15 protein-coding genes, 2 tRNA genes, 1 other RNA gene and 2 pseudogenes are annotated in these 21,519 nt (G+C 58.1%); 16 read left to right on the forward strand and 4 right to left on the reverse strand.

The genetic code is table 11. The features are described from left to right. Together EDC39_RS15835 and EDC39_RS15840 are read left to right on the forward strand one after the other, a co-directional pair. Positions 1 to 129: pseudogene (locus tag EDC39_RS15835) on the forward strand (electron transfer flavoprotein subunit alpha/FixB family protein); the annotation flags it as partial. 81 nt (positions 130 to 210) lie between these two features. Further along, positions 211 to 657, forward strand: a complete 447-nt coding sequence (locus EDC39_RS15840; RefSeq protein ID WP_148896143.1) for a hotdog fold thioesterase — start codon at positions 211 to 213, stop codon at positions 655 to 657. A 17-nt stretch (positions 658 to 674) separates the two neighbouring features. On the opposite strand, the pseudogene EDC39_RS15845 reads toward EDC39_RS15840, so the two are convergent. Next, a pseudogene (locus EDC39_RS15845) lies at positions 675 to 809 on the reverse strand (integrase core domain-containing protein); the annotation flags it as partial. A 331-nt stretch (positions 810 to 1,140) separates the two neighbouring features. On the opposite strand from EDC39_RS15845, the gene EDC39_RS09475 reads away from it, so the two are divergent. The 10 genes from EDC39_RS09475 to EDC39_RS09520 all read left to right on the forward strand — a co-directional run bounded on the left by EDC39_RS09475 (position 1,141) and on the right by EDC39_RS09520 (position 11,967). Then, a complete protein-coding gene (locus EDC39_RS09475; RefSeq protein WP_187426734.1) occupies positions 1,141 to 3,285 on the forward strand; it encodes a putative bifunctional diguanylate cyclase/phosphodiesterase in 2,145 nt (714 codons plus the stop codon). An 84-nt stretch (positions 3,286 to 3,369) separates the two neighbouring features. Further along, positions 3,370 to 3,457 (forward strand) — tRNA-Ser (locus EDC39_RS09480). Positions 3,458 to 3,765: 308 nt separating this feature from the next. Further along, an RNA gene (gene ffs, locus EDC39_RS09485) (signal recognition particle sRNA small type) lies at positions 3,766 to 3,864 on the forward strand. Between the two features lie 45 nt (positions 3,865 to 3,909). Beyond that, entirely contained in the window at positions 3,910 to 5,583 is a 1,674-nt protein-coding gene (dnaX, locus tag EDC39_RS09490) for a DNA polymerase III subunit gamma/tau (protein WP_148896145.1), read from the forward strand. A 40-nt stretch (positions 5,584 to 5,623) separates the two neighbouring features. After that, positions 5,624 to 5,938, forward strand: coding sequence for a YbaB/EbfC family nucleoid-associated protein (locus EDC39_RS09495; protein ID WP_222862861.1), 315 nt, complete (start codon positions 5,624 to 5,626; stop codon positions 5,936 to 5,938). A 236-nt stretch (positions 5,939 to 6,174) separates the two neighbouring features. Further along, a complete protein-coding gene (gene recR / locus EDC39_RS09500; protein WP_148896147.1) occupies positions 6,175 to 6,774 on the forward strand; it encodes a recombination mediator RecR in 600 nt (199 codons plus the stop codon). 138 nt (positions 6,775 to 6,912) lie between these two features. Further along, a complete protein-coding gene (nifJ, locus tag EDC39_RS09505; RefSeq protein WP_148896148.1) occupies positions 6,913 to 10,500 on the forward strand; it encodes a pyruvate:ferredoxin (flavodoxin) oxidoreductase in 3,588 nt (1,195 codons plus the stop codon). Positions 10,501 to 10,677: 177 nt separating this feature from the next. Then, complete coding sequence (locus EDC39_RS09510; protein ID WP_148896149.1) at positions 10,678 to 11,178, forward strand: roadblock/LC7 domain-containing protein; 501 nt, start codon at positions 10,678 to 10,680, stop codon at positions 11,176 to 11,178. Between the two features lie 14 nt (positions 11,179 to 11,192). Further along, positions 11,193 to 11,780: a GTP-binding protein gene (locus EDC39_RS09515; protein ID WP_148896150.1), complete on the forward strand. Its 588-nt coding sequence runs from the start codon at positions 11,193 to 11,195 to the stop codon at positions 11,778 to 11,780. Between the two features lie 111 nt (positions 11,781 to 11,891). After that, positions 11,892 to 11,967: transfer RNA gene (locus EDC39_RS09520), tRNA-Asn, on the forward strand. A 56-nt stretch (positions 11,968 to 12,023) separates the two neighbouring features. Here EDC39_RS09520 and EDC39_RS09525 read toward each other — a convergent pair. Then, positions 12,024 to 12,320 carry a helix-turn-helix domain-containing protein gene (locus tag EDC39_RS09525; RefSeq protein WP_148896151.1) on the reverse strand — a complete coding sequence of 99 codons (297 nt, stop codon included), beginning with the start codon at positions 12,318 to 12,320 and terminating at the stop codon, positions 12,024 to 12,026. Continuing rightward, positions 12,317 to 13,621 carry a type II toxin-antitoxin system HipA family toxin gene (locus EDC39_RS09530; protein WP_148896152.1) on the reverse strand — a complete coding sequence of 435 codons (1,305 nt, stop codon included), beginning with the start codon at positions 13,619 to 13,621 and terminating at the stop codon, positions 12,317 to 12,319. Before EDC39_RS09530 ends, EDC39_RS09525 begins: the two co-directional genes overlap by 4 nt. A gap of 431 nt (positions 13,622 to 14,052) precedes the next feature. Here EDC39_RS09530 and EDC39_RS09540 point away from each other — a divergent pair, with 431 nt between their 5' ends. After that, positions 14,053 to 15,027, forward strand: a complete 975-nt coding sequence (locus EDC39_RS09540; RefSeq protein ID WP_148896154.1) for a hypothetical protein — start codon at positions 14,053 to 14,055, stop codon at positions 15,025 to 15,027. Between the two features lie 45 nt (positions 15,028 to 15,072). Here EDC39_RS09540 and EDC39_RS09545 read toward each other — a convergent pair whose 3' ends face one another. Then, positions 15,073 to 16,236: a cysteine desulfurase family protein gene (locus EDC39_RS09545; protein ID WP_148896155.1), complete on the reverse strand. Its 1,164-nt coding sequence runs from the start codon at positions 16,234 to 16,236 to the stop codon at positions 15,073 to 15,075. A gap of 119 nt (positions 16,237 to 16,355) precedes the next feature. On the opposite strand from EDC39_RS09545, the gene EDC39_RS09550 reads away from it, so the two are divergent. From EDC39_RS09550 to EDC39_RS09560, 3 genes are read left to right on the forward strand one after another with little or no spacing between them, the layout of a single operon-like run. Then, entirely contained in the window at positions 16,356 to 17,315 is a 960-nt protein-coding gene (locus EDC39_RS09550) for a DUF4007 family protein (RefSeq protein ID WP_148896156.1), read from the forward strand. Then, positions 17,296 to 20,682, forward strand: coding sequence for an ATP-binding protein (locus EDC39_RS09555; RefSeq protein WP_148896157.1), 3,387 nt, complete (start codon positions 17,296 to 17,298; stop codon positions 20,680 to 20,682). Before EDC39_RS09550 ends, EDC39_RS09555 begins: the two co-directional genes overlap by 20 nt. After that, on the forward strand, positions 20,679 to 21,509 hold the full coding sequence (locus tag EDC39_RS09560) for a phosphoadenosine phosphosulfate reductase family protein (protein ID WP_148896158.1): 831 nt from the start codon (positions 20,679 to 20,681) through the stop codon (positions 21,507 to 21,509). The genes EDC39_RS09555 and EDC39_RS09560 overlap by 4 nt, the downstream gene beginning before the upstream one ends. Positions 21,510 to 21,519: the final 10 nt, after the last annotated feature.

The raw sequence follows: 21,519 nt of genomic DNA on the forward strand, positions 1-21,519 counted from the left end.
AAGAAATCGGACTTCATCCTGGCGATCAACACCGACCCTGAAGCGCCGATCGGCGAGGTGGCGGACGTTCTGGTGGTGGCGGACGTCAAGCAGTTCGTGCCGGCGCTGACGGAGCGGTTACAGGGATAACATAACGCCATTCCGGCAAGACCAAACCGGAGGCAAAGTAAATGAATAAGGCGATATTAGGTTGATCTGCTAATTAAACAAATGGAGCATTCTTTGACGACAAAGGACTTTACATATTTTCGTGCCATAATTGAGGAACAGATTCCTTTTCATCGGCTCCTCGGCGTTAAAGTGCGTTTTTTGGGGGAAGGGGTATGCACCCTTTACGTCCCCTTTCGAGAGGAACTTGTTGGCGACAGCATGAGAAGTACACTTCATGGCGGTGTTCTATCGACACTTATCGTCACTTGCGGTGGATTTGCAGTCTGGTCCATGTGCAATTTTAACGACAAGATTTCTACCATAGACATGAGGGTGGATTATCTGAGACCTGCATTTGACAGTGATTTGGTTGCAGAGTCGCGCGTGAGATTTGTTGGCAACAGGGTGGGTAATGCCCATACTGTAGTTTATCCTGATGGAGCTCCGGATAATATCCTCGCCGAAGGCCGGTCCGTCTATAACATCAAAAGGGAATCGCCGCGGTAATCACGTAAGCTTCCCCATCAAGCAGACAGTTGAAAAGTAGAGTTTTCAGCGTTCTTTGACATGTATTCGGCAGGCGTCAGATCCCCCAGGGAATCGTGAGGACGCTGCTCGTTGTAATCGATCATCCACCAGTAAGATGCTTTCCGGACTTCAGCCGGGTTGCGTATGCAACCCGGCCTGACTTTTTTATGTGACGTGGTACGCTCTTGGTGCGCTTGGAAACGAAATCTGGTGCCGAATGTGTGGGTTGCCGGCAGGATATGGCATCAGCGGGTAAGCGCGGGATTTGGCGGGATGTCATTTTGGTTAAAGCGGTGACGCCGGCCGGTCGATAAGATGAATGTGAGCCTGCATGGGCAGGCGACCGATAGGCTGGCATCTGGCACTCTCGAGGATTTGTTGGTGAACCCGCATTTGCAGATATCGTCGACTGGTGAGATGGTGGAGGCAGATTTCGGGACTTCGTCCGGGCCCGGGGCGTCCATGTCTGCCCGGGACGAGGAACAGGACCGTTACCGCCTGCTGGTCGAGGCGGCCAGTGACGTCTTCTACCAGATCGACGGCGATGGGGTCTGGATCTATCTCAATCCGGCCTGGGAAGAAGTGACCGGATTTCCCGTCGCCGCCAGCCTCGGTTCGCCGTTCCGCGACAGCGTCTATCCCCCCGATACCGCCAGGGCGCAGAGCCTGCTCGAGACGGTCCTGGTCGGCGAGGTGCCCTGCATCAAGACCGACCTGCGGCTGAAGACGGCCACCGGCAGCTACCGCTGGGTGGAGATGGTCGCCCGTCCCTTCGGCCGGGTGGGGAAGGGGATCACGGGCGTCGCCGGAACCCTGCGCGACGTGACCGCCAAGCGGCTGGCGGAGGAGGCTCTGCGGGAAAACGAAGAGCGCTACCGGCGGATTTTCAGCAACATCCAGGACGTTTACTTCGAGTCGAGCATGGGCGGGCTGATCATCGAGGTCAGTCCGTCGGTCGAAAGGGCGCTCGGTTTTCGGCGCGACCAGCTGATCGGCATGCCTTTCGGCATGCTGTGCGACGATCCGAACCAGGCGGCGGAAATCCGCAAGGCCCTGCTGCAGGAAGAACGCCTGAAGGATTTCGAGATCAATCTCCGGCAACGGCGCGGCCGGGTCATCGCCTGTTCGATCAACGCCAGCCTGGTGCGCGACGAAAAGGGCAAGCCGCTGAAGCTGGTTGGCTCCATTCGCGACATCACCGAGCGCAAGGAAGCGGAACAGGAAATCCGCAAGCTGGCCTACCACGACATTCTCACCGGCCTGCCCAACCGCAGCCTGTTGCGGGACAGGCTGCAGCAGGCCCTGGCCCAGGCCCGGCGGCACAAGCGGGCCCTGGCGCTGCTCTTTCTCGATCTCGACCGCTTCAAGGATGTCAATGACACCCTGGGGCACGATGCCGGCGACATCCTGCTGCAGATGGTGGCCGCCAAGCTCAACTCCTGCGTTCGCCAGAGCGATACCGTCGCCCGGCTCGGAGGGGACGAGTTCGTGATCCTGCTCACCGCGGTGAAGAACGAACGCGACCCGGCCATTGTCGCCGAAAAGGTGCTGCGGCTGCTGAGCGAGCCGTTCGAGCTGAACGGCAAGGAAGTCTTTACTTCGACCAGCGTCGGCATCTCCATGTTTCCCTACGACGCAGCCGACGCCGACAGCCTGCTCAAACATGCCGACATGGCCATGTACGAGGCCAAGGAGAAGGGGCGGGGCAATTTCCAGTTCTTCTCCGAAGAGATGAACCGCAACGCGCTCGACCGCAATGCGCTGGAGCACAAGCTGCGCCGGGCCATCGAGGAGGAGCAGTTCGAACTCTACTACCAGCCGCAGTGGGACATGCACAGTCGCACGCTGATCGGGGTCGAGGCGCTGATCCGCTGGAGGCATCCGCAGGACGGCCTCATCTCTCCCGGCCGTTTCATCCCGGTGGCCGAGGATACCGGCCTGATCCGTCCCCTCGGCGAATGGGTGCTCCGGACGGCCTGCGCCCAGGTCAGGGCCTGGCAGGACCAGGGTTATCCTCCGGTGCGGGTGGGGGTCAACATCTCCGGCCGCCAGTTCCGCCAGCCCGACCTGGTGGAGATGATCGACCGCATCCTCGCCGAGACGGGCCTCGATCCCTGCTACCTGGAGCTGGAGCTGACCGAAACCTACCTGATGGAAGATGCCCGGTCGACCAGCCGGATCCTGGAGTTTCTCAAGGTGCGTGGCGTCGAGCTGGCCATCGACGACTTCGGCACCGGTTACAGCTCTCTCAACTACCTGAAGCACTTCCCCATCGACCGGATCAAGATCGACCAGTCCTTTGTCCGCGAGGTGACCAGCAGCCGGGATGACGCCGCCATCGTCGAGGCGATCATCGCCATGGCCGGCAGCCTGGAGCTGGACGTCATCGCCGAGGGGGTGGAAACGGCGCAGCAGCTCAAGTTTCTCAAGGCGAAGGGATGCCGGGAGATGCAGGGCTACTTTTTCGCCCGGCCGATGCCGGCCGACGAGATGTCCCGCTACCTCGAGGAGCACCGCGAACGACTGCGGATTCCGCGTCGTGGCCTCAAGGATGACCTGTCCGAGCTGTCACTGGAAGTCGAGTACGCGCCCCGCCTTTTTCACTGATTTCCGCCGCCGGCCGGACTGCTTGACTCGCGCCGGCAAAAGCCTTTACAGCCACAGGGCCATCGTGTATGCTACGCAACCTGCGGAGAGGTGACCGAGCGGCCGAAGGTGCACGACTGGAAATCGTGTGTACCGAAAGGTACCGAGGGTTCGAATCCCTCCCTCTCCGCCAGTTCAATCAGCAACGCGAGTCCCGGGGAGGGATTCGAAGCGCAGCGAGCGCGTCCAGTGGACGAAGAGCGGCCAGTGATGGCCGCGGCAGCGAGCGGAGGGGAGCCGACGCAGGAGCCGCCGTGATGGCGGCAACGAAGTGGGCGAATCCCTCCCTCTCCGCCAGTTCTAAGTAGATACAGAGCGGGTTCCGGCAAGGGAACTCGCCGATTCCTGCATCCAGGTCAGGCGTCGAAGGGGGCCGTCCCTTGATTTCGACCCTTCCTGCTTGCCCTCTTCGTGGCGGCCGGCCTTGCCGTCAGAAGTGACAGCCGGGTCCCGCGCAACGGGCGGTTGTGAACCCCGTCAGGCCCGGAAGGGAGCAGCGGTAGCAACTTTCCCCGTGTGCCGCGGGGGTGCCTGGCTGTCACTTGTGCCGGCAATGTCCAGCCGGATTCTGCACGGAGAAACCGCATGTCCTATCTGGTCCTGGCCCGCAAGTGGCGCCCGCAATCCTTCGCCGACCTGATCGGCCAGGAACACGTCAGCCAGACCCTCGCCAACGCCATCCGCTCCGGCCGGGTGCACCACGCCTTTCTCTTCACCGGCGCCCGCGGGGTGGGCAAGACCTCGGCGGCCCGCATCTTCGCCAAGGCCCTCAACTGTGAAACCGGCGTCACCGCCGAGCCGTGCAACCAGTGCTCTTCCTGCCTCGAGATCGCCGAGGGGAACGGCACCGACGTTCTCGAGATCGACGGCGCCTCCAATACCGGCGTCGACGACATCCGCGACCTGCGGGACAATATCCGCTATCTGCCCTCGAAGTCGCGGTTCAAGATCTTCATCATCGATGAAGTGCACATGCTCTCCATCAATGCCTTCAACGCCCTGCTCAAGACGCTGGAGGAACCGCCGGAGCATGCCAAGTTCATTCTCGCCACCACCGAGCCGCACAAGATTCCGATCACCATCCTGTCGCGTTGCCAGCGGTTCGATTTTCGCAAGATTCCCCTGAAGCGGGTCGTCGATCGGCTGCGGCAGATCGTCGACGCCGAAGGGATCGACATCAGCGACGGCGCCCTGGCCATGATCGCCCGGCGGGGTGAGGGGAGCATGCGCGACGCGCTGTCGGCCCTCGACCAGGTCATTGCCTTTTGCGGCGACCGGGTACCCGACGAAGACGTGCGCGGCCTGCTCGGATTCATCGACCGCCGGCTGCTGTTCGAAACCCTTGAGGGGCTGATCCAGCGTGACTGCCCGCGGCTGCTCGACCTGGTGCGCCGGGTCGACCATCTCGGCTACTCCTTCCGCCAGTACTGCCGCGATCTGGCCGAGGCCTGCCGGTCGCTGGTGTTCTGCCGCATTCTCGATGACCCCGAAGAGGCTCTCGACGTCACGCCGGAAGAACTGGACGAGCTGAAGGCGCTGGCCGGGCAGACCAGCCTCGAGGATCTGCAGCGGCTGCAGGGCGCGCTGCTCAGGCTGGAGCCGGAGGTGGCCGCCGCCTCGATGCAGTACCTGGCGGTGGAAAGTTCCCTGCTGCGCCTGGCGCTGCTGCCGCCGGCCGAGGATGTCGGCACCCTGCTGCGCAAGCTGACCGACCTGGAAAAACGGCTGGCGGGGATGGTGGCGTCCGGCCCGGCCGGCGGCGTGCCCCGCCCGGCTTCACCGCCCCCTTCACGCGACCGACAGGAGCCGGCTGCAAAAAAGGCTGAGGCCCCGGTCGCCCCGATGCCCGCGTCGGGCGGGTGGCCGGGGCTGATCGAACAGGTCCGAGGCACTCGTCCCCTGCTGGCCGCCATCCTGGAAAAGGCGAGTCCCCTCAGGCTGGAACCGCCGGAGATCGAGATCGGCCTGCCGAAAGGCTCCTTCGAACTGGTTCAGCTCGGCGACCGCGACATGCAGCAGGACGTGGCCCGGCTGGCCTCCGACTATTTCGGCTGCCCGGTGAATCTCAGGGTCCGGGGTATCGAGCCCGACCGGGAGCCGGCGCCGCCCTCGCTGGCCGAGGAGAGGCGGCGGCAGGAGTCGGATCGCAGGCGGCGGCTGCGGGAGGACGCCCTCGGGCATCCCCTCATCCGCTCGGCGCGGGAGATATTCGGGGCCGAGGTGCTTGACGTGCGCCCCATCGACAAGGAGTTCGTCTGAACCGACATCAATCGCCCGCAAGGGCATGCGGAGGAAGAAAATGGCAAAAGGACTGGGCAACATCATGAAGCAGGCGCAGCTGATGCAGAAGAAGATGATGCGCCTGCAGGAGGAGCTGGCCGAACGCGAGGTCGAGGCCTCGGCGGGCGGCGGCATGGTGACGGCGGTGGTCAACGGCCGCCAGCAGCTGCTGTCGCTGACGATCGACCCCGGCGTCGTCGACGCCGAGGATGTCGAGATGCTGCAGGATCTGGTGCTGGCGGCGGTCAACGAGGCGCTGAAGAAGAGCCAGGAGATGATGCAGGAAGAGATGGGCAAGCTGACCGGCGGGCTCAACATCCCCGGAATGTTCTGAACCGGCTTTGCCAACGCCTCCCTTCGCGGGAGGCGTTGCTGTTTGGGAGGGCCAAAGCGTCTTTTGGTGCCGACGAAAGTGACGATAAAACCTTGATTCCTGGTGCGAAACCGTGGTATTACAACTGGGCTGGCCTGACCAATTTACCGGCGGCTTTTAAGGTCGTTGTAAAGTTTTTTTGGTGATCCTATAAAAATAAAACGGCGTTCCATATTGTTGGATTTTTGCGAAATCTCATGCTAGACTCCATCCCGTCTTTCGCCCGGCTGGTCGCCGAACTGGCCAAGTTTCCCGGTGTCGGCAAGAAGACGGCAACCCGGTTGGCTTTCTCGCTTCTGTCACGTCCGCAAGCGGATGCGGAGGCCCTGGCGGAGGCCGTTCTCGACCTGCACAGAAATATCGGGTTTTGCTCGGTCTGCTTCCACATGACCGAGGTCGATCCCTGTCCCATCTGCCGGGATCCGGCGCGGGACGAGCGGCTTCTGTGCGTGGTCGAAGAGCCGCAGGATCTGCTGGCCATCGAGCGCAGCCGGTCGTTCCGCGGTCGCTATCACGTGCTGCAGGGAGTGCTGTCGCCCCTTGACGGTATTGGCCCGGATGATATTCGTATCAGCGAGCTGATACGCCGCCTGCGGAAGAGCGCGGTGGAGGAGGTGCTGATCGCCACCAATTTCACCGTCGAGGGGGACGCCACGGCGCTCTACCTGGCGGAGCAGATCCGACCGTTGAACCTGCGGGTGACCCGGCTGGCGCACGGGATACCCACCGGCAGCGATCTCGAATTCATCGACGACGCCACCGTTCATCGGGCGGTGGAGGGGCGGCGCGAGCTCTGACTGTTTTTTTTCTCTTGTGGTGTATACTGCATACCGTACGCTCCTGTCGCGAACCAGCTCGAAACTCCGCCGCTCATTGGGGAGAGTGACGGACAGGACAGGTTGACAACCAGTCATCAAGCCAAAAGGAGGACGTATATGTCACGCAGGATGGTCTGTATTGACGGCAACACGGCGGCGGCACACGTTGCGCATGCCACCAACGAAGTGATTGCCATCTATCCCATCACCCCTTCGTCGGTGATGGGCGAAATCTCCGACGCCAAGAGCGCCAGGGGCGAGAAGAACATCTGGGGCACGGTACCCAGGGTGGTCGAAATGCAGTCCGAGGGCGGTGCCGCCGGTGCCGTGCACGGCTCGCTGCAGGCCGGGGCCCTGACCACTACCTTTACCGCCTCGCAGGGGCTGCTGCTGATGATCCCCAATATGTTCAAGATCGCCGGCGAGCTGACGCCGACCGTCTTTCACGTGTCGGCCCGCGCCATCGCCGCCCAGGCGCTGTCGATCTTCGGCGACCACAGCGACGTCATGGCCTGCCGTTCCACCGGCTGGACCTTCCTCTGCTCGAACAATCCGCAGGAGGTCATGGACTTCGCCCTCATCGCCCAGGCCGCCACGCTCGAGTCGCGGGTGCCGGTGCTGCACTTCTTCGACGGTTTCCGCACCTCGCACGAGGTGCAGAAGGTCGAGGAACTGACCCACGATGACATGCGGGCCATGATCGATGACGAGCTGGTCGCCGCCCATCGTGCCCGGGCGCTCTCTCCCGACCATCCGGTGCTGCGCGGAACCGCCCAGAATCCCGATGTCTACTTCCACGGCCGCGAGTCGGTCAACCCCTATTACCAGAAGGTGCCCGGAATCATGCAGGCGCAGATGGACAAGTTCGCCAAGCTGACCGGCCGCCAGTACAACCTGGTCGACTACGTCGGCGCCGCCGACGCCGAGCGGGTGGTGGTGATGATGGGCTCCGGCTGCGAGGCGATGGAGGAGCTGGTCCTCTACCTCAACTCCCAGGGCGAGAAGGTCGGTCTGGTCAAGGTGCGCATGTTCCTGCCCTTCCCGGTCGAGCAGTTCTGCAAGGCGCTGCCGTCGACGGTGAAGAAGATCGCCGTTCTCGACCGCACCAAGGAGCCCGGCTCCATTGGCGAGCCCCTCTACCAGGCCGTCCGTACCGCCATCGGCGAGGGCATGGTCGACGGCATGACCTCCTTTGCCGGCTATCCGACCATCGTCGGCGGCCGCTACGGTCTCGGCTCCTTCGAGTTCAACGCCGGCATGTGCAAGGCGGTGCTCGACAACCTGCTGCTCGACAAGCCGAAGAATCACTTCATCGTCGGCTTTGAGGACGACCTGCTCGGTCTGAGCCTGCCCTTCGACGAGAACTTCAAGGTGCCGTTCAAGGGCTACGCCGCCATGTTCTACGGTCTCGGTTCCGACGGCACCGTCGGCGCCAACAAGAACTCGATCAAGATTATCGGCGACTGCACCGACTACAAGGTTCAGGCCTACTTCGTCTACGATTCCAAGAAGGCCGGCAGCATGACCACCAGTCACCTGCGCTTCGGTGACGAGGTGATCAAGGGGACCTACCTGATCTCCGACAACGAGGCCGACTTCGTCGCCTGTCACAACTTCTCCTTCCTCGAGAAGTACGACATGCTGAAAAACGCCAAGGAGGGCGCCACCTTCCTGCTCAACGCCCCCTACGGCAAGGACGAGGTCTGGAGCAAGCTGCCGAAGAAGGTGCAGCAGCAGATCATCGACAAGAAGCTCAGATTCTTCGTCATCGACGGCGTGCACCTGGGCGAGAAGATCGGTCTCGGTCCGCGCATCAACGTCATCATGCAGACCGCCTTCTTCAAGATCTCCGGCATCATCCCGCTCGAGCAGGCGGTGCGCGAGATCAAGGACGCCATCGTCAAGTCCTACGGCAAGGCCGGCGAGAAGGTGGTCAACATGAACAAGCAGGCGGTCGACATCGCTCTCGAGAACGTCTTCGAGGTCGAGGTGCCCGCCAGTGCCGACAGCACCATCGAAATGCAGGTCGGCAAGTGGGAGGGCACCCCGGAGATGGTGCGCAAGACCCTCGGTCCGATCATCGACGGTCTCGGCCACAAGCTCCCCCTGTCGGCCATGCCGGCCGACGGCACCTTCCCCACCGGCACCGCGGCCTTCGAGAAGCGCAACATCGCCGTCAACGTGCCGGTCTGGAAGGAAGATCTCTGCATCCAGTGCGGCATCTGCTCCTTCGTCTGTCCGCATGCCACCATCCGGATGAAGATCTATGACCAGTCCGAGCTGAAGGGCGCGCCCGAGGCCTTCAAGGCGGTGCCGGCCAAGGGTAAGGACATGGACGGCAAGATGTTCACCCTGCAGGTGGCGGTCGAGGACTGCACCGGCTGCGGCGCCTGCGTCTACAACTGCCCGGCCAAGAGCAAGACCGAAGAGGGCGTCAAGGCGATCAACATGGAGCCGCAGTTCCCGCTGCGCGAGAAGGAGCGGGTCAACTGGGAGTTCTTCCTCGGTCTGCCCGACACCGACCCGGCGCTGATCAACCGCGCCTCCCTCAAGGGAAGCCAGCTGCTGCCGCCGATGTTCGAATTCTCCGGCGCCTGCGCCGGCTGCGGCGAGACCCCCTTCGTCAAGCTCTGTTCGCAGCTGTTCGGCGACCGGATGGTGGTGGCCAACGCTACTGGCTGCTCCTCCATCTACGGCGGCAACCTGCCGACCACGCCCTGGACCAAGCGCAAGGACGGCCTGGGTCCGGCCTGGAGCAACTCGCTGTTCGAGGACAACGCCGAGTTCGGTTTCGGCATGCGGCTGGCCATCGACAAGACCACGGCCTATGCCCGCGAGCTGCTCGAGAAGAACATCGAGTGCGGCTGCAAGGCCTGCGAAGGCACGGCCGATCTGAAGCGTGAAATCCTCGCCAGCGCCCAGGACAGCCAGGAAGAGATCGAGGCCCAGCGGGGCCGGGTGGCCGGGCTGAGCAAGATTCTCGGCGCCTGCACCCACGAAACCGCCAGGCCGCTGCTGGTCAACATCGACTACCTGGTGGCCAAGTCGGTCTGGATCCACGGTGGCGACGGCTGGGCCTACGACATCGGCTACGGCGGCCTGGACCATGTTCTCGCCTCCGGCGCCAACGTCAACGTCCTGGTGCTCGACACCGAGGTCTACTCCAACACCGGCGGCCAGGCTTCCAAGTCGACGCCGCTGGGCGCTGTCGCCCAGTTCGCCGCCGGCGGCAAGCAGATGCCGAAGAAAGACCTGTCGATGATCGCCATGACCTACGGCAACATCTATGTCGCCCGGGTCTCCCTGGCCAACCCGGCGCAGTGCGTCAAGGCCTTCCTCGAGGCCGACGCCTATCCCGGACCGTCGCTGATTATCGCCTACAGCCACTGCATCGCCCACGGCATCAACATGACCACCGCCGTCGACAACTGCAAGGAGGCCGTCAACTCCGGCTACTGGCCGCTCTTCCGCTACGATCCGCGCCTGGTCGAGCAGGGCAAGAACCCGCTGCAGCTCGACAGCAAGGATCCCTCGATCAGCTTCGAGGAGTTCGCCAACCACCAGAACCGTTTCCGGGTGCTGAAGAAGGCCAACCCCGAGCAGGCCGACGCCCTGCTGGAGCGAAGCGCCAGGGACGCCGCCAACCGCTACGATCTCTATAAGAAGCTGGCGGCGCTGCAGGCTGACTGCGGCAAGGGCGAGTAAGCTGAAAGCCCGGTATGCAAATGGCCGAGATCCCCGGCGCACAAGCGCCGGGGATCTTTTTTTTCGACCGGTTCCATCCCGGTTCGGAAGCGGTCCCTGGCGGGTAAAGTCCTTGCCCGTACAGGGGTTTGATGCTATATAACGACGGATGCGCAAACCTGCCGAAGGAGCTTTCGCATGTTCGGGACCCATACCTCTCCCTTTGTCATGTACGAGGAGGAACTTCAGCAGATCAACACCGTGCTGGACAAGCTGCTGAGGGAATCAAACTCCAAGGTCATCTTTCTGGTTGACAAGAACGGTCAGCTCATATCGTCCACGGGGGAGACCGAGCACCTTGACACCACCAGCCTCGCTTCGCTGACCGCCGGCAACATCGCCGCCACCGGCGGCCTGGCCAAGCTGATCGGCGAGAAGGAATTTTCCATCCTCTTCCACGAAGGGGAGAAGGACAATATCCACATCTCCATCGTCGCCCAGCGGGTGATCCTGGTCGTCATCTTCGACCAGCGCTCGTCCCTGGGCCTGGTCCGCCTGCGGGTGAAGAAGGCCAGCGACGAACTGGCCCGGATTTTCGAGGCGCTGAGCCGCAAGACCGAGCAGCTGGAAAGGGCGGGCCAGACCCAGAGTCCCTTCGCCGAAATCACCGACGACGACATCGACAACCTGTTCAAGTGACGGGGTAGCGGATCATGTCCTTCATCAACTACGCATCGCGGGAGATCAACTGCAAGATCGTCTACTACGGGCCCGGACTGTGCGGCAAGACCACCAACCTGCAGTACATCTACCAGAAGACCGACCCAGCGGCCAAAGGCAAGATGATCTCGCTGGCGACCGAAACCGAGCGAACCCTCTTCTTCGACTTTCTGCCCCTGGCCCTGGGGGAGATCCGCGGCTTCAAGACCCGTTTTCACCTCTACACCGTGCCCGGACAGGTCTTTTACGATGCCTCGCGCAAGCTGATCCTCAAGGGGGTCGACGGCGTCGTGTTCGTCGCCGATTCGCAGGAAGAGCGCCTCGACGCCAACATCGAAAGCCTGATCAACCTCGAGGAAAACCTCGAAGAGCAGGGCTACAAGCTCGAGAACCTGCCCTTCGTCGTCCAGTACAACAAGCGCGACCTGCCCAACGTCACCCCGGTGGAAGAACTGCGCCGGCTGCTCAACCCCAGGGGCGTGCCCGACTTCGAGGCCTGCGCCACCACCGGCGAGGGGGTGTTCGAAACCGTCAAGGCGGTCGCCAAGCTGATTCTGCTCGAGCTGAAAAGGGGAGGATAAACAAGGAGTTGCGCCCTGCCGGCCGGCGGAGGTGACGGAGGTCATTTTCTGGCTTGACACCGGCATTCTGTCAGTGTATATATTCGTTCGCTCCACCAAGGTGGAGTTTGTTCCCCGATAGCTCAGTTGGTAGAGCAGGTGGCTGTTAACCACCCTGTCGCAAGTTCGAGTCTTGCTCGGGGAGCCAGATTGATCAGGCCCGCAGGAGAAATCCTGCGGGCCTTTTTGCGTTTGCCCGCAAGGTCAGCTGTGTTCTTCAGGGTTCCGCCAGGAGGGCGGCGGCAGAAATGTCACTTTCAGTCCGAAGGGGGCGGCAATCTTTTCCAGGGTCGCCAGGGTGGGGTTGCCCGTTCCGGTTTCGAATTCAGCCAGAATGCGCGGGGAAATGCGGGCCACTTTCCGGGCGTATTCCTTCTGGCTCATGCCCAGGATTCGGCGCATTCTCCGGGTGGCTTCCCGGATGTCGATGGCGCCGGTTGCCAGATCCCTGTAGAGGGTCTCTTTCAGCCTGGTCATTTCCTTCAGTTCGGGTCGTTTCATGGGGTTCCTCCCTGCACGGTCCTGGCCCTGGCGGCGTCAAGTCCCCTGGCAACCTCTCCGATCCAGCCGGCCAGCCGTTCGATGAGGTCGTCATCGACCCGGCAGTCGTGCATGATGTCGGGTAATGTTCGAACCTTTTCGGCCTGGGACGAGAGCCAGTCGCGGGTTTCCTGCGGGTCGAGGCCATAGCGGAGTTTTTCCGCGATGGCGCCCCACTCCGGCTGGTTGCCGGGAACTTCGTCCTGCCAGCGGGTGACCCGGCTGATGCCCTCGGGATCGAGAAACATCGGGGCGAAATCAAAGACAGGAGAAAGGGCGATCTTGTCGGCCTGTCGCAAGATGGCGCTGTTGCGGCCGTGGTTGTCGGTATTGCGCAGTGCCAGGTTCAGAATGTCCCTGAGCAGATATTCCCGTAATTCCGCGGCCGGATCGGTGGCGGCCCTGGCTAGGGCCTGGCAGTAGATTTCATGATGGACGGCGGCTCCGAACCCGGGGATATTGGCCAGGGCGTAGAGGCTGTGCATCCCGTGGCGAACGACCCTGCCAGATTGAACGGCACGATCAAACCGTGGCACAAAGAGGGTGTCGTTCTGGTATTCCAGGGGAGCGCCGGTCCGAATGCCGAAGCGACGGGCGACCTCGAGATAGGGGGCCTCGTTTTTCAGAACCTTCCGGTTGCGCGGATTCGAGCGTTTGCCGCGGGGGAATTTCACCAGCCAAAACTTGCTGATACGCTCGTCGGGCAGTGCGCCCTCCGCGTGAAACATGCCGTTGAGGTCTTCGACCAGCAGGTATTTGGGGGCCTCCCCCTGTACGCTCGATGCGCCAGCGACATGGGCGCCCCGTTCGGCGGCGTATTCAAGAAAGTTTTCCTGCTGTTCGAGGATGTCCAGCTTGGTAAACCCGGCCCTGAACTGATCGGGAGGGGGAGGGAGGATCGCTTCGGCAATCCGGAGGTGCCCGGGAGGATTGCCGGCACCTTTGGTCAGCATGTGCCAATCCAGGTGAGGGCCGTCGCCGGGTGCCTGCAGGCGTTGCAGCCAGGCCCGCCGACCGGCGCCCGAGGGGAGCAGGTCGACCAGAAAGGCTGGCCAGGTTTCGAACTGAAACAGCTCGAACCCGACTTTCAGGCCGGGAACAATTTCGGCCCGGGGATTGTCGAGGTTGGTAACAGCGTAGTCGACATCGTATTGCAGCCGGCAGGGCCCCTCGACTCCCCTTTCAACCGTTGCCGGGTAGGGTTCGAAGGTCGCGGCCACCTGCCAGCGACCGTTGAGATAGGCTTCAATATGGCAGATCATGTTGGTTCACAATAGTGGTCTATATTGTGAGATTTTAAGAGTTTTGGTCCACTAAAGTAAGCTTTTTGTTGTTTTTAGCTTGATAATCGATAGGTGTCAATTCACTATCGTGAATCAAAAGAGGGGGATTGGCAAGAAAATTTTTACCGTGATGGCACGGTTGCCCTGTTCCTGTGCCGGCATCCCCAGGGTTTGCGGTGTCTCCAGATGCCTGGAGGATGATTCCGAAAACTGGTATGGTCAGTTTGTTCTCTATGGTCGTTGACGCGATTTTCTGGGTCGGCGGGGCTTGCAGCGCTGCCACTGGCTGAAAGCGGATATCGGCGACCGGTTCGTCGTCCAGTGATATCGATTGCAGATCCCGGCCACCGAAGAGGTGGTGATCGGGCAGCCGTCATCGAAACACTGTCTGCCGGCGGGAAGGAGGGGTCATGAGCAAGGACAGCGAGAACAAAGACGGCAAGGGGGTTTTGATTCCGTTTCGCTCCCGGCAAAAGGGCGGCACGAAGGATGACGCCGGCGTCGAAGAGAAAACGCCGGAGTCCGCGCGTGAGGCGTCCTGTCAGGACGCGCAGGAGGTTGGGAAGCCGGTCGACCGTCCCCCAAAAGAAGACCGGCAGAAGCATCCGGAAAAGCGGGGCAGAAGCCGGGAGGCGGAGGAGATGTCCCGAAAGGTCATGGAGGCCATCGCAAAACAGCCCCCCATGTCGCCGGAAGAATTTTCCCGGCAGACGAAAAAGCTTCTTGAAAAGGCCCGGCCCATCATTTCACGCAAAGAACGCAGCAGTTATTCCGCAATCCGGGACGTCAAGACGGGCCATTGTCCGGACGTGCTGACCTCCCGGCTTGACGCCGACCCGCGCCCGGAAGGAGAGGCGCTGCGGTCTCTGCTGCACCTGTGGCTGAAGATCTTTGGCACGCCCAAGCAGTACGGCACCAGCGGCAGGGAGCTGCTGCGGTTTCTGCGGCCCGTTCTCGAAGGCCGGGTCGTCGCCGTTCTGGAACAGCTCGAGGCCTCGAGCGACTCCAGAGACCGCAAGGTTGCCGAAATTCTCCGGGAATACGGTCTGAAGTGGCACTCGCCCGGCCTTCTCCCCGCCAACATTCTGGCCAGGGTAGACTTCGGCTGGATCGGTATCGAGATGGGCAACCCGAGCGTGGATCCCGCCGAGGGAACCATCATTGTCGAAACCCCCACCGTCCCGGTCCTGGAGGAATTCATCCAGGGCCTCGGCGGAACCAAGCAGAGCAATCCCTATTTCGCAACGGGCTTTTACAAAGTCGAGAACCAAATCCTGGGGTACATTGAAAAAGCCCGCCTGTTGGCCAGAGAACACGAGCTCTACGTCAGTATTCTCGACTGGAGAGGCATCGTGGTGTGGAAAAAGGGCGGGTGGCAGCGATGATGCGGTGTCTTCTCTTTGGAAGTAGCGTTTGGGATTTCCCGTTTGTCAGCTTCTTCTCAGTTTTGTGACGCCGTCGACAATGATTTCAACGGCTTCTTCGACCTCTTGGCGAGTACTCATTCGGCCAAGGCTGAACCGGATGGATGATTGGGCCTCCTCGTGAGAGCAGCCGATTGCTCTTAAGACGTGAGATGGCTCTACGATGCCGCTGCTGCAGGCTGAACCTGAAGATGCAGCTATTCTGGGTTGGAGAACGGCGATGAGATCTTGGGCGTTGATGCCGGGAAAACAAAGATTGATGTTCCCTGGGTGCCGTCGGGGCCAGCTGGGGCCGTTTAGATTGATGTCATTTATGCGGGCCTGGAGCATTTCAAAAAACAGGTTCCGAAGAGAGGCAATGCTCTGATTTTCACATGTGAAGTGTTCTTTGATGAGTTTTGCGGCCATTCCCATCCCTACGCACAGGGGGGCAGGAAGGGTTCCGCCCCTAAGTCCGTTTTCTTGTCCCCCGCCATAAATAATTGGTTCTATGTGCTTTTGTAATTCTCTGCTGATGTAAATGGCTCCTATTCCTTTGGGGCCATAAATTTTATGAGAAGAGAGAGATAAGATATCGATACCGCTTCGTAGAACGTCAATCTCCATCGCTTGAGGAGCTTGTGAAGCGTCGCTATGAAAAATTGCACCAGATTTTCTGGCAATTTTCCCGATTACGTCTAGGTTTTGTACGGTGCCAATTTCATTGTTTACAGCAATTATTGAGATAATAAATGTATCTTCATTGGCATTGTTGCTCAGCCACTCAATGTCTATAAAACCGTTGTTGTCAACAGGTATTTTTACAACTTCAAGCGAAAATTTTTTCTCTAATTTGTGGCATATAGACAAGATGCTTTTGTGTTCGATGCTGCTTATAAATATTTTTTTTCGAGGGCCAGTGTAATGTTCGACTAGGCCTAAGAGCGCGAGGTTGTTTGATTCTGTTGCTCCCGAGGTGAAAACAATCTCGTCGCTATCGGCGTTAATAAGCTGAGCAATTCTCTGTCTCGCAGTTTCAACGGCTTTTGCTGCTTGCCATCCGAACCAGTGCTCTGCCGAATGTGGGTTGCCAAAAGAAGCGGCATAGTAGGGGGTTAGCTCGGCTAAGACCTTAGGGTCTGTCGGGGTCGTTGCTTGATAATCCAGATAAATCGAATTGCCAATTTTCATGGTAGTGACTTTTTCTGTCGCAAATGAGGTGTACGCCTGGAAAGGCCTTCCAGACACAATTGACAGTACAAAAGCGTTAGGATATTTTCAAGCTGGAACATGTTTCCAGGAGGGAATATATGCCGGTTACACAATTGTTATCAACCCAATATAGGCCCCACTTTACAGGGCATGAAACCTTTCCTTTGCGCTATGGTTGGCTGAAAAAAGCCTACGATGCCGTCGTAACTAGTCGAAATAAAAAAGAAAAGAAGTCCGTCTTCAATGAGGATGATGCTGTGGCTCGGTTTGGTGTTGGTAAAAACATGGTGGCATCCATGCGCCATTGGGCGACGGCGACAAGGGTTCTTGAAGAAAATGCGAGCGGCACGCTATTGCCTGGCGAGGTGGGCGAAAGGCTCTTCGGAAATACGTTGGGTGACCCTCTCGATCCCTATTTGGAAAATCCCTCGTCCCTTTGGGTCCTTCATTGGCAACTCTGTCGTCATTCCAGTAAGACGACGTGGCACTTTCTGTTCAATTATTTTCACGCGGAAGAGTTTGAGCGGAGCGTCCTTGTTGATGCTCTTTTGAAGTTGGCACAGGAGAAAGGATGGGGACGTGTCTCCGCAGCTACGGTCAAGCGCGATGTTGAGTGTTTATTGCGTTGCTACGTTCCTAAGCCGGAGACAGCCAAAACCACCCCTGAAGACACTCTGGAATGCCCTTTGGCCGAGCTTGGGTTGATCAAGATGACTGGCAAGCGGGACGGGTTTCGATTGGCGCGGGGAAGCAAGCCAACGTTGGGTAATGGCGTGTTCCTCTATGCGCTGGTTGATTTTTGGGCCGAGTCTCGCTATGCGGATCTGAACCAGCTCCCCTTTGAGGCCATTGCTTACGAACCTGGATCGCCAGGGCGCATCTTTCTTCTTGATGAAAACGACCTTGCGGAAAGGTTGACAAAAATTGAGATCTATTCGGATGGAGTTTTAAGTTGGTCTGAGACCTCTGGAATTCGAGCGATTATCAAAAATCCAGGACGAGGTCTAAGAGGGAAATCGACGAGGCTGGGGTATATCCATGACGACTACCAAAGGTAAAAGCAACCTGGCGAGCATCGTTTCGATTGCTCCACGATTTCAGCGGGCCATTCGCATTGATATGGATCTTGGCAAGCCCGAAGCCTTGGAGGGTTTTATTTGCCCCCAGTCCTCAATCAACGCCTTGCTTGGGATGGCGAGGCATGTTTCGCAAACGGGGCAGTGTGCTTTTACCTGGACAGGTCCCTATGGGAGTGGCAAGTCGAGTTTGTTGGTTGCGCTTGGGGCTTTGCTGAGTAATAAGCCGCAGGCCGTTGCGGCAGTGGCGGCGTCGGTTGGCCAGGAGAATGTGGAAGAAATTTTAGCGGCACTCCCTCCCAAGAAAAACGGATGGAACGTTTTGCCCGTGGTGGGTCGCCGTGATGATCCCGCACGGGTGATATTTGAGGCGATAAAAAATCAATTTGGGAGGAAAGTTGCGGGGGAACAGGATTTAAATGACGGTGAAATTATCGAGTTGCTTTTCAAGATCGCCCAAGAGAAAAAGACAACCCGTGGGGGACTCATCGTGTTTATCGATGAGATGGGGAAATTTCTCGAAGCAGCGGCCAATCAAAATAAAGACATCTATTTTTTTCAGCAGCTAGCAGAAACAGCATCACGTAGCAATAACCGTCTGATAGTCATTGGGGCTTTGCATCAAGCCTTCAGTGAGTACGCCCACCGTCTCTCGCGAGAGATGCGTGATGAGTGGTCGAAAATACAGGGCCGGTTTGTCGATTTGCCCATCAACGTTGCTGGCGAAGAACAGTTAGAGCTGTTGTCCCGGGCCATATCAACCCAAAAGACGTCGACAACCAAAGAGATTTCGAGACAAGTTGCTGACATTATAGCCCGCAACCGACCGGGAGTGTCCGAAAGTCTTGCCCAGACTTTGGAGGCGTGCTGGCCGCTGCATCCTCTCGTGGCTTGTTTGCTTGGCCCCATATCGCGCAGGCGGTTTGGCCAAAACCAAAGAAGTCTTTTTGGTTTCTTGAACTCGGCAGAGCCTGCCGGGTTTCGGTACTTTTTGGAGAGGGCTACCGAGGACGATCTGTATGACTCGGATCTGCTCTGGGACTACCTTCGCTACAACCTTGAGTCGGCCATTTTGACATCTCCCGACGGTCATCGCTGGGCCTTGGCAGCCGAGGCTGTTGACCGTTGTGAACTGCAGGTGTCGAAGGGTGATTATTCACGGATCCTGAAGGCGATAGCCCTTATCGATATGTTCAAGGGCACCTCTGGATTGATGGCAAGTCCCGCTCTTTTGAAGGCTTGTTTCTTTGATCTGCCAGAGGCAGAAATCGACCGCATTCTCGAACAGCTTCGGAAATGGTCTCTTGTTATTTATAAGAAACACCTTGGGGCATACGCAATTTTTGCCGGCAGTGATTTTGATATCGAAGAGGCGATCAACCGTGCACGTTCCGAAATTGGTGAGGTTGATTTCGATGAACTGAAAGAATTGGCTGGTATTCAACCGATATTGGCCAAGCGGCATTACCATGAAACAGGGGCTTTAAGGTGGCTTGATGTCAGTCTTTTGCCCGCCAATCAGCTCAAGGCAAAGGGCATTGACAGCCCATTGGAAAAAGGCGCTTTCGGGCGTTTCGTGCTTCTCGTCGCTACTGAGAACGAAACAAGAGAAACGTTGGAAGCCCTTTGTGGCGAGGTGTCTGCCAAGCCACATGACTATCCTGTGATTATAGGCGTTTCCAAGCAGGCCTGGACGATCAATGCCTTGGCTACCGAGATCTTGGCGCTGAAGAAGGTTTATGAGGAAAGCTCAGAGCTCTCAGGTGATGCGGTTGCTAGAAAAGAGATAAGGGCCAATTTGGCCGAGGCTCAGATTCAGCTCGAGGCCGAGCTGAATAAAGCCTTTGACCAAGCATGTTGGTATGGCCCTTTTGGGAAAAAAGAGGTCAGCCGCCCTGGGCTTAGTGTGTTGGCGTCCGACCTCGCAGATGAGGTGTTTGAAGCTTCGCCCAGGATACATAACGAATTGTTAAACCGCATAAAACCTTCGAGCAATGCTGTTGCGGCCCAGAACAATCTGTTGCGGCTGATGGTCACCAAAGAAGGTGAACCACGTTTAGGGATCGAAGGTTTCCCTGCTGAGGGGGGATTGTTTGCGTCAATCATTGAAGAAAGCGGGCTCTACCAAGGCAAGCCTCCTGTTTTTCACCCCCCTACACCTGCTCGAGACAAGTGCCACCTTTTGCCGGCCTGGACGGCTGCAGACGACTATTTAAAAGCAAACGCCAATCGATCTGTCGCTCTGAATGAGGTTTTTGATCTGTGGAAAGATGCCCCTTACGGCATCAAAGACGGGCTGCTTCCGGTTCTTGGTGTGGCCTATATTTTGACCCGAAGAAGTCAGCTCGCTTTTTACCGTGAGGGCATTTTTCAAAGCCGGTTGACGGACCTCGATGTTGAAATCCTGGCCAAAAATCCCCAGGCCATCCAGGTTCGTTATATGAACTTGTCGGAACTGTCCAAAAAACTGCTTTCGGGGATGGCAGACATTGTGCGGGATTTGGACAGCGTCAATGTCCTTGAAAATCTTGAGCCTATTGATGTTGCGCGAGGGCTGATCGCTGTTTACGACCGCGTTCATCCTTGGGCCAAAAGGACCATGCGGCTTTCGAAGGATGCCATACGAATCAGGAACTTGTTCAAAAAGGCAAACGATCCCAACAAGTTTCTGTTCGATGACATCCCAGGGTTGTTAGGAAAAAATATCTCCGCTGCTGAGGAAGACGGCATAAAAGAGGTTGTCCAATTTATTCATAATGGATTGAAAGAAATCTTAAGTGCCTATCCCACAGAGCTTGCGCGGATTCGAGACCTGATGCTCGCAGAGTTGCAGGTGCCCAATCTCTATCCCCAGACCTTGGCAAATCTGAGGGAGAGAGCCGAAAACATAAAAGATGTTTCTGGGGATTTTCGGCTTGAAGCTTTTATTGTGCGCCTAGCAAAGTTTAAAGGAACGGAAGCGGACGTTGAAGGGCTGGCTAGTTTGGCTGTTAACAAGCCGCCACGAAGTTGGATTGACGCTGACATTGACCGTGCCAAAGTTGAGATTGTGGCTTTGGCGCAGCAGTTTATCCGCATGGAGACTTTTGCCCGGATCAAGGGGAGAAAAGACAAGCGGCAATCATTGGCAGTGATGGTCGGTCTGAACGGCCGCCCCGAGCCTCTTCAAAAGGATTTCGAAGTTTCAGAAGAGGACAGGGCCAAGATTGATTCTCTCGTTGCGAAGATCGATGCCGCAATGACAGCGGATGAAGATGAAAATGTCGTATTGGCTGCAGTTGCTGAATTTGTAGCCAAATATATTGAGGCAAGATCTTTGCTGAAAAAGAAAGCAGTTGGTTCGTCATGAAAGAGAAACATGTGTTGGGTATTTCCGGAGGGAAGGATAGCGCCGCTCTCGCTGTATATATGCGGCAAAATTACCCCGAGTTGGACATTGACTATTTTTTTACGGACACTGGAAAGGAGCTACCCGAGGTCTACGAGTTTTTGGGGCGCCTCGAGGGGCTGTTGGGAAAACCGATTTTGCACCTGAACCCCGACCGGGACTTTGATTATTGGCTGAAGCAGTTCAATTATTTTCTCCCTTCGCCGCAGACACGCTGGTGTACGAGGCAGTTAAAGCTCAGGCCTTTTGAGCAATGGGTAAAGCCTTTTCTAGACGATGGCTACAAGGTCTACAGCTATGTGGCGATAAGGGCAGATGAAGAGTTTCGTGGGGCCTACAATTCCAAGCATGAAAACCTCATTATCAGATTGCCTTTTAAGGAGGAAGGCATCGACAAGGCCGGGGTGCATGAGATTTTGGAAGTCAGTGGTTTAGGTCTGCCCGCGTATTATGAGTGGCGAACGAGAAGTGGCTGCACCTTTTGCTTTTATCAACAAAAGATCGAGTGGATAGGTTTGCTTGAACGCTATCCTGAAGCGTTTGAAGAGGCCATGTCCTACGAAAAGACCGCCCTAGAGCATGATTCGCCCTTTACATGGTCAGAGGGGGAATCGCTTGAGCAGCTGTCAAGGCCCGAGAGGATTGAGCAAATCAAAGAGGACCACCGTAAAAGACTAGAAAAAATAAAGGCTCGGCGTTCCATAAATCCTTTGAGGCCGAACGCCGAGCCTATTGATAATGATGATTTATATGGTCAGGCTAAAGTGTGCTTGTCGTGTCATAAATAAGAGTTGATTA

Origin of the sequence: Geothermobacter ehrlichii, from assembly GCF_008124615.1 — a bacterium.
GTDB lineage: Bacteria > Desulfobacterota > Desulfuromonadia > Desulfuromonadales > Geothermobacteraceae > Geothermobacter > Geothermobacter ehrlichii.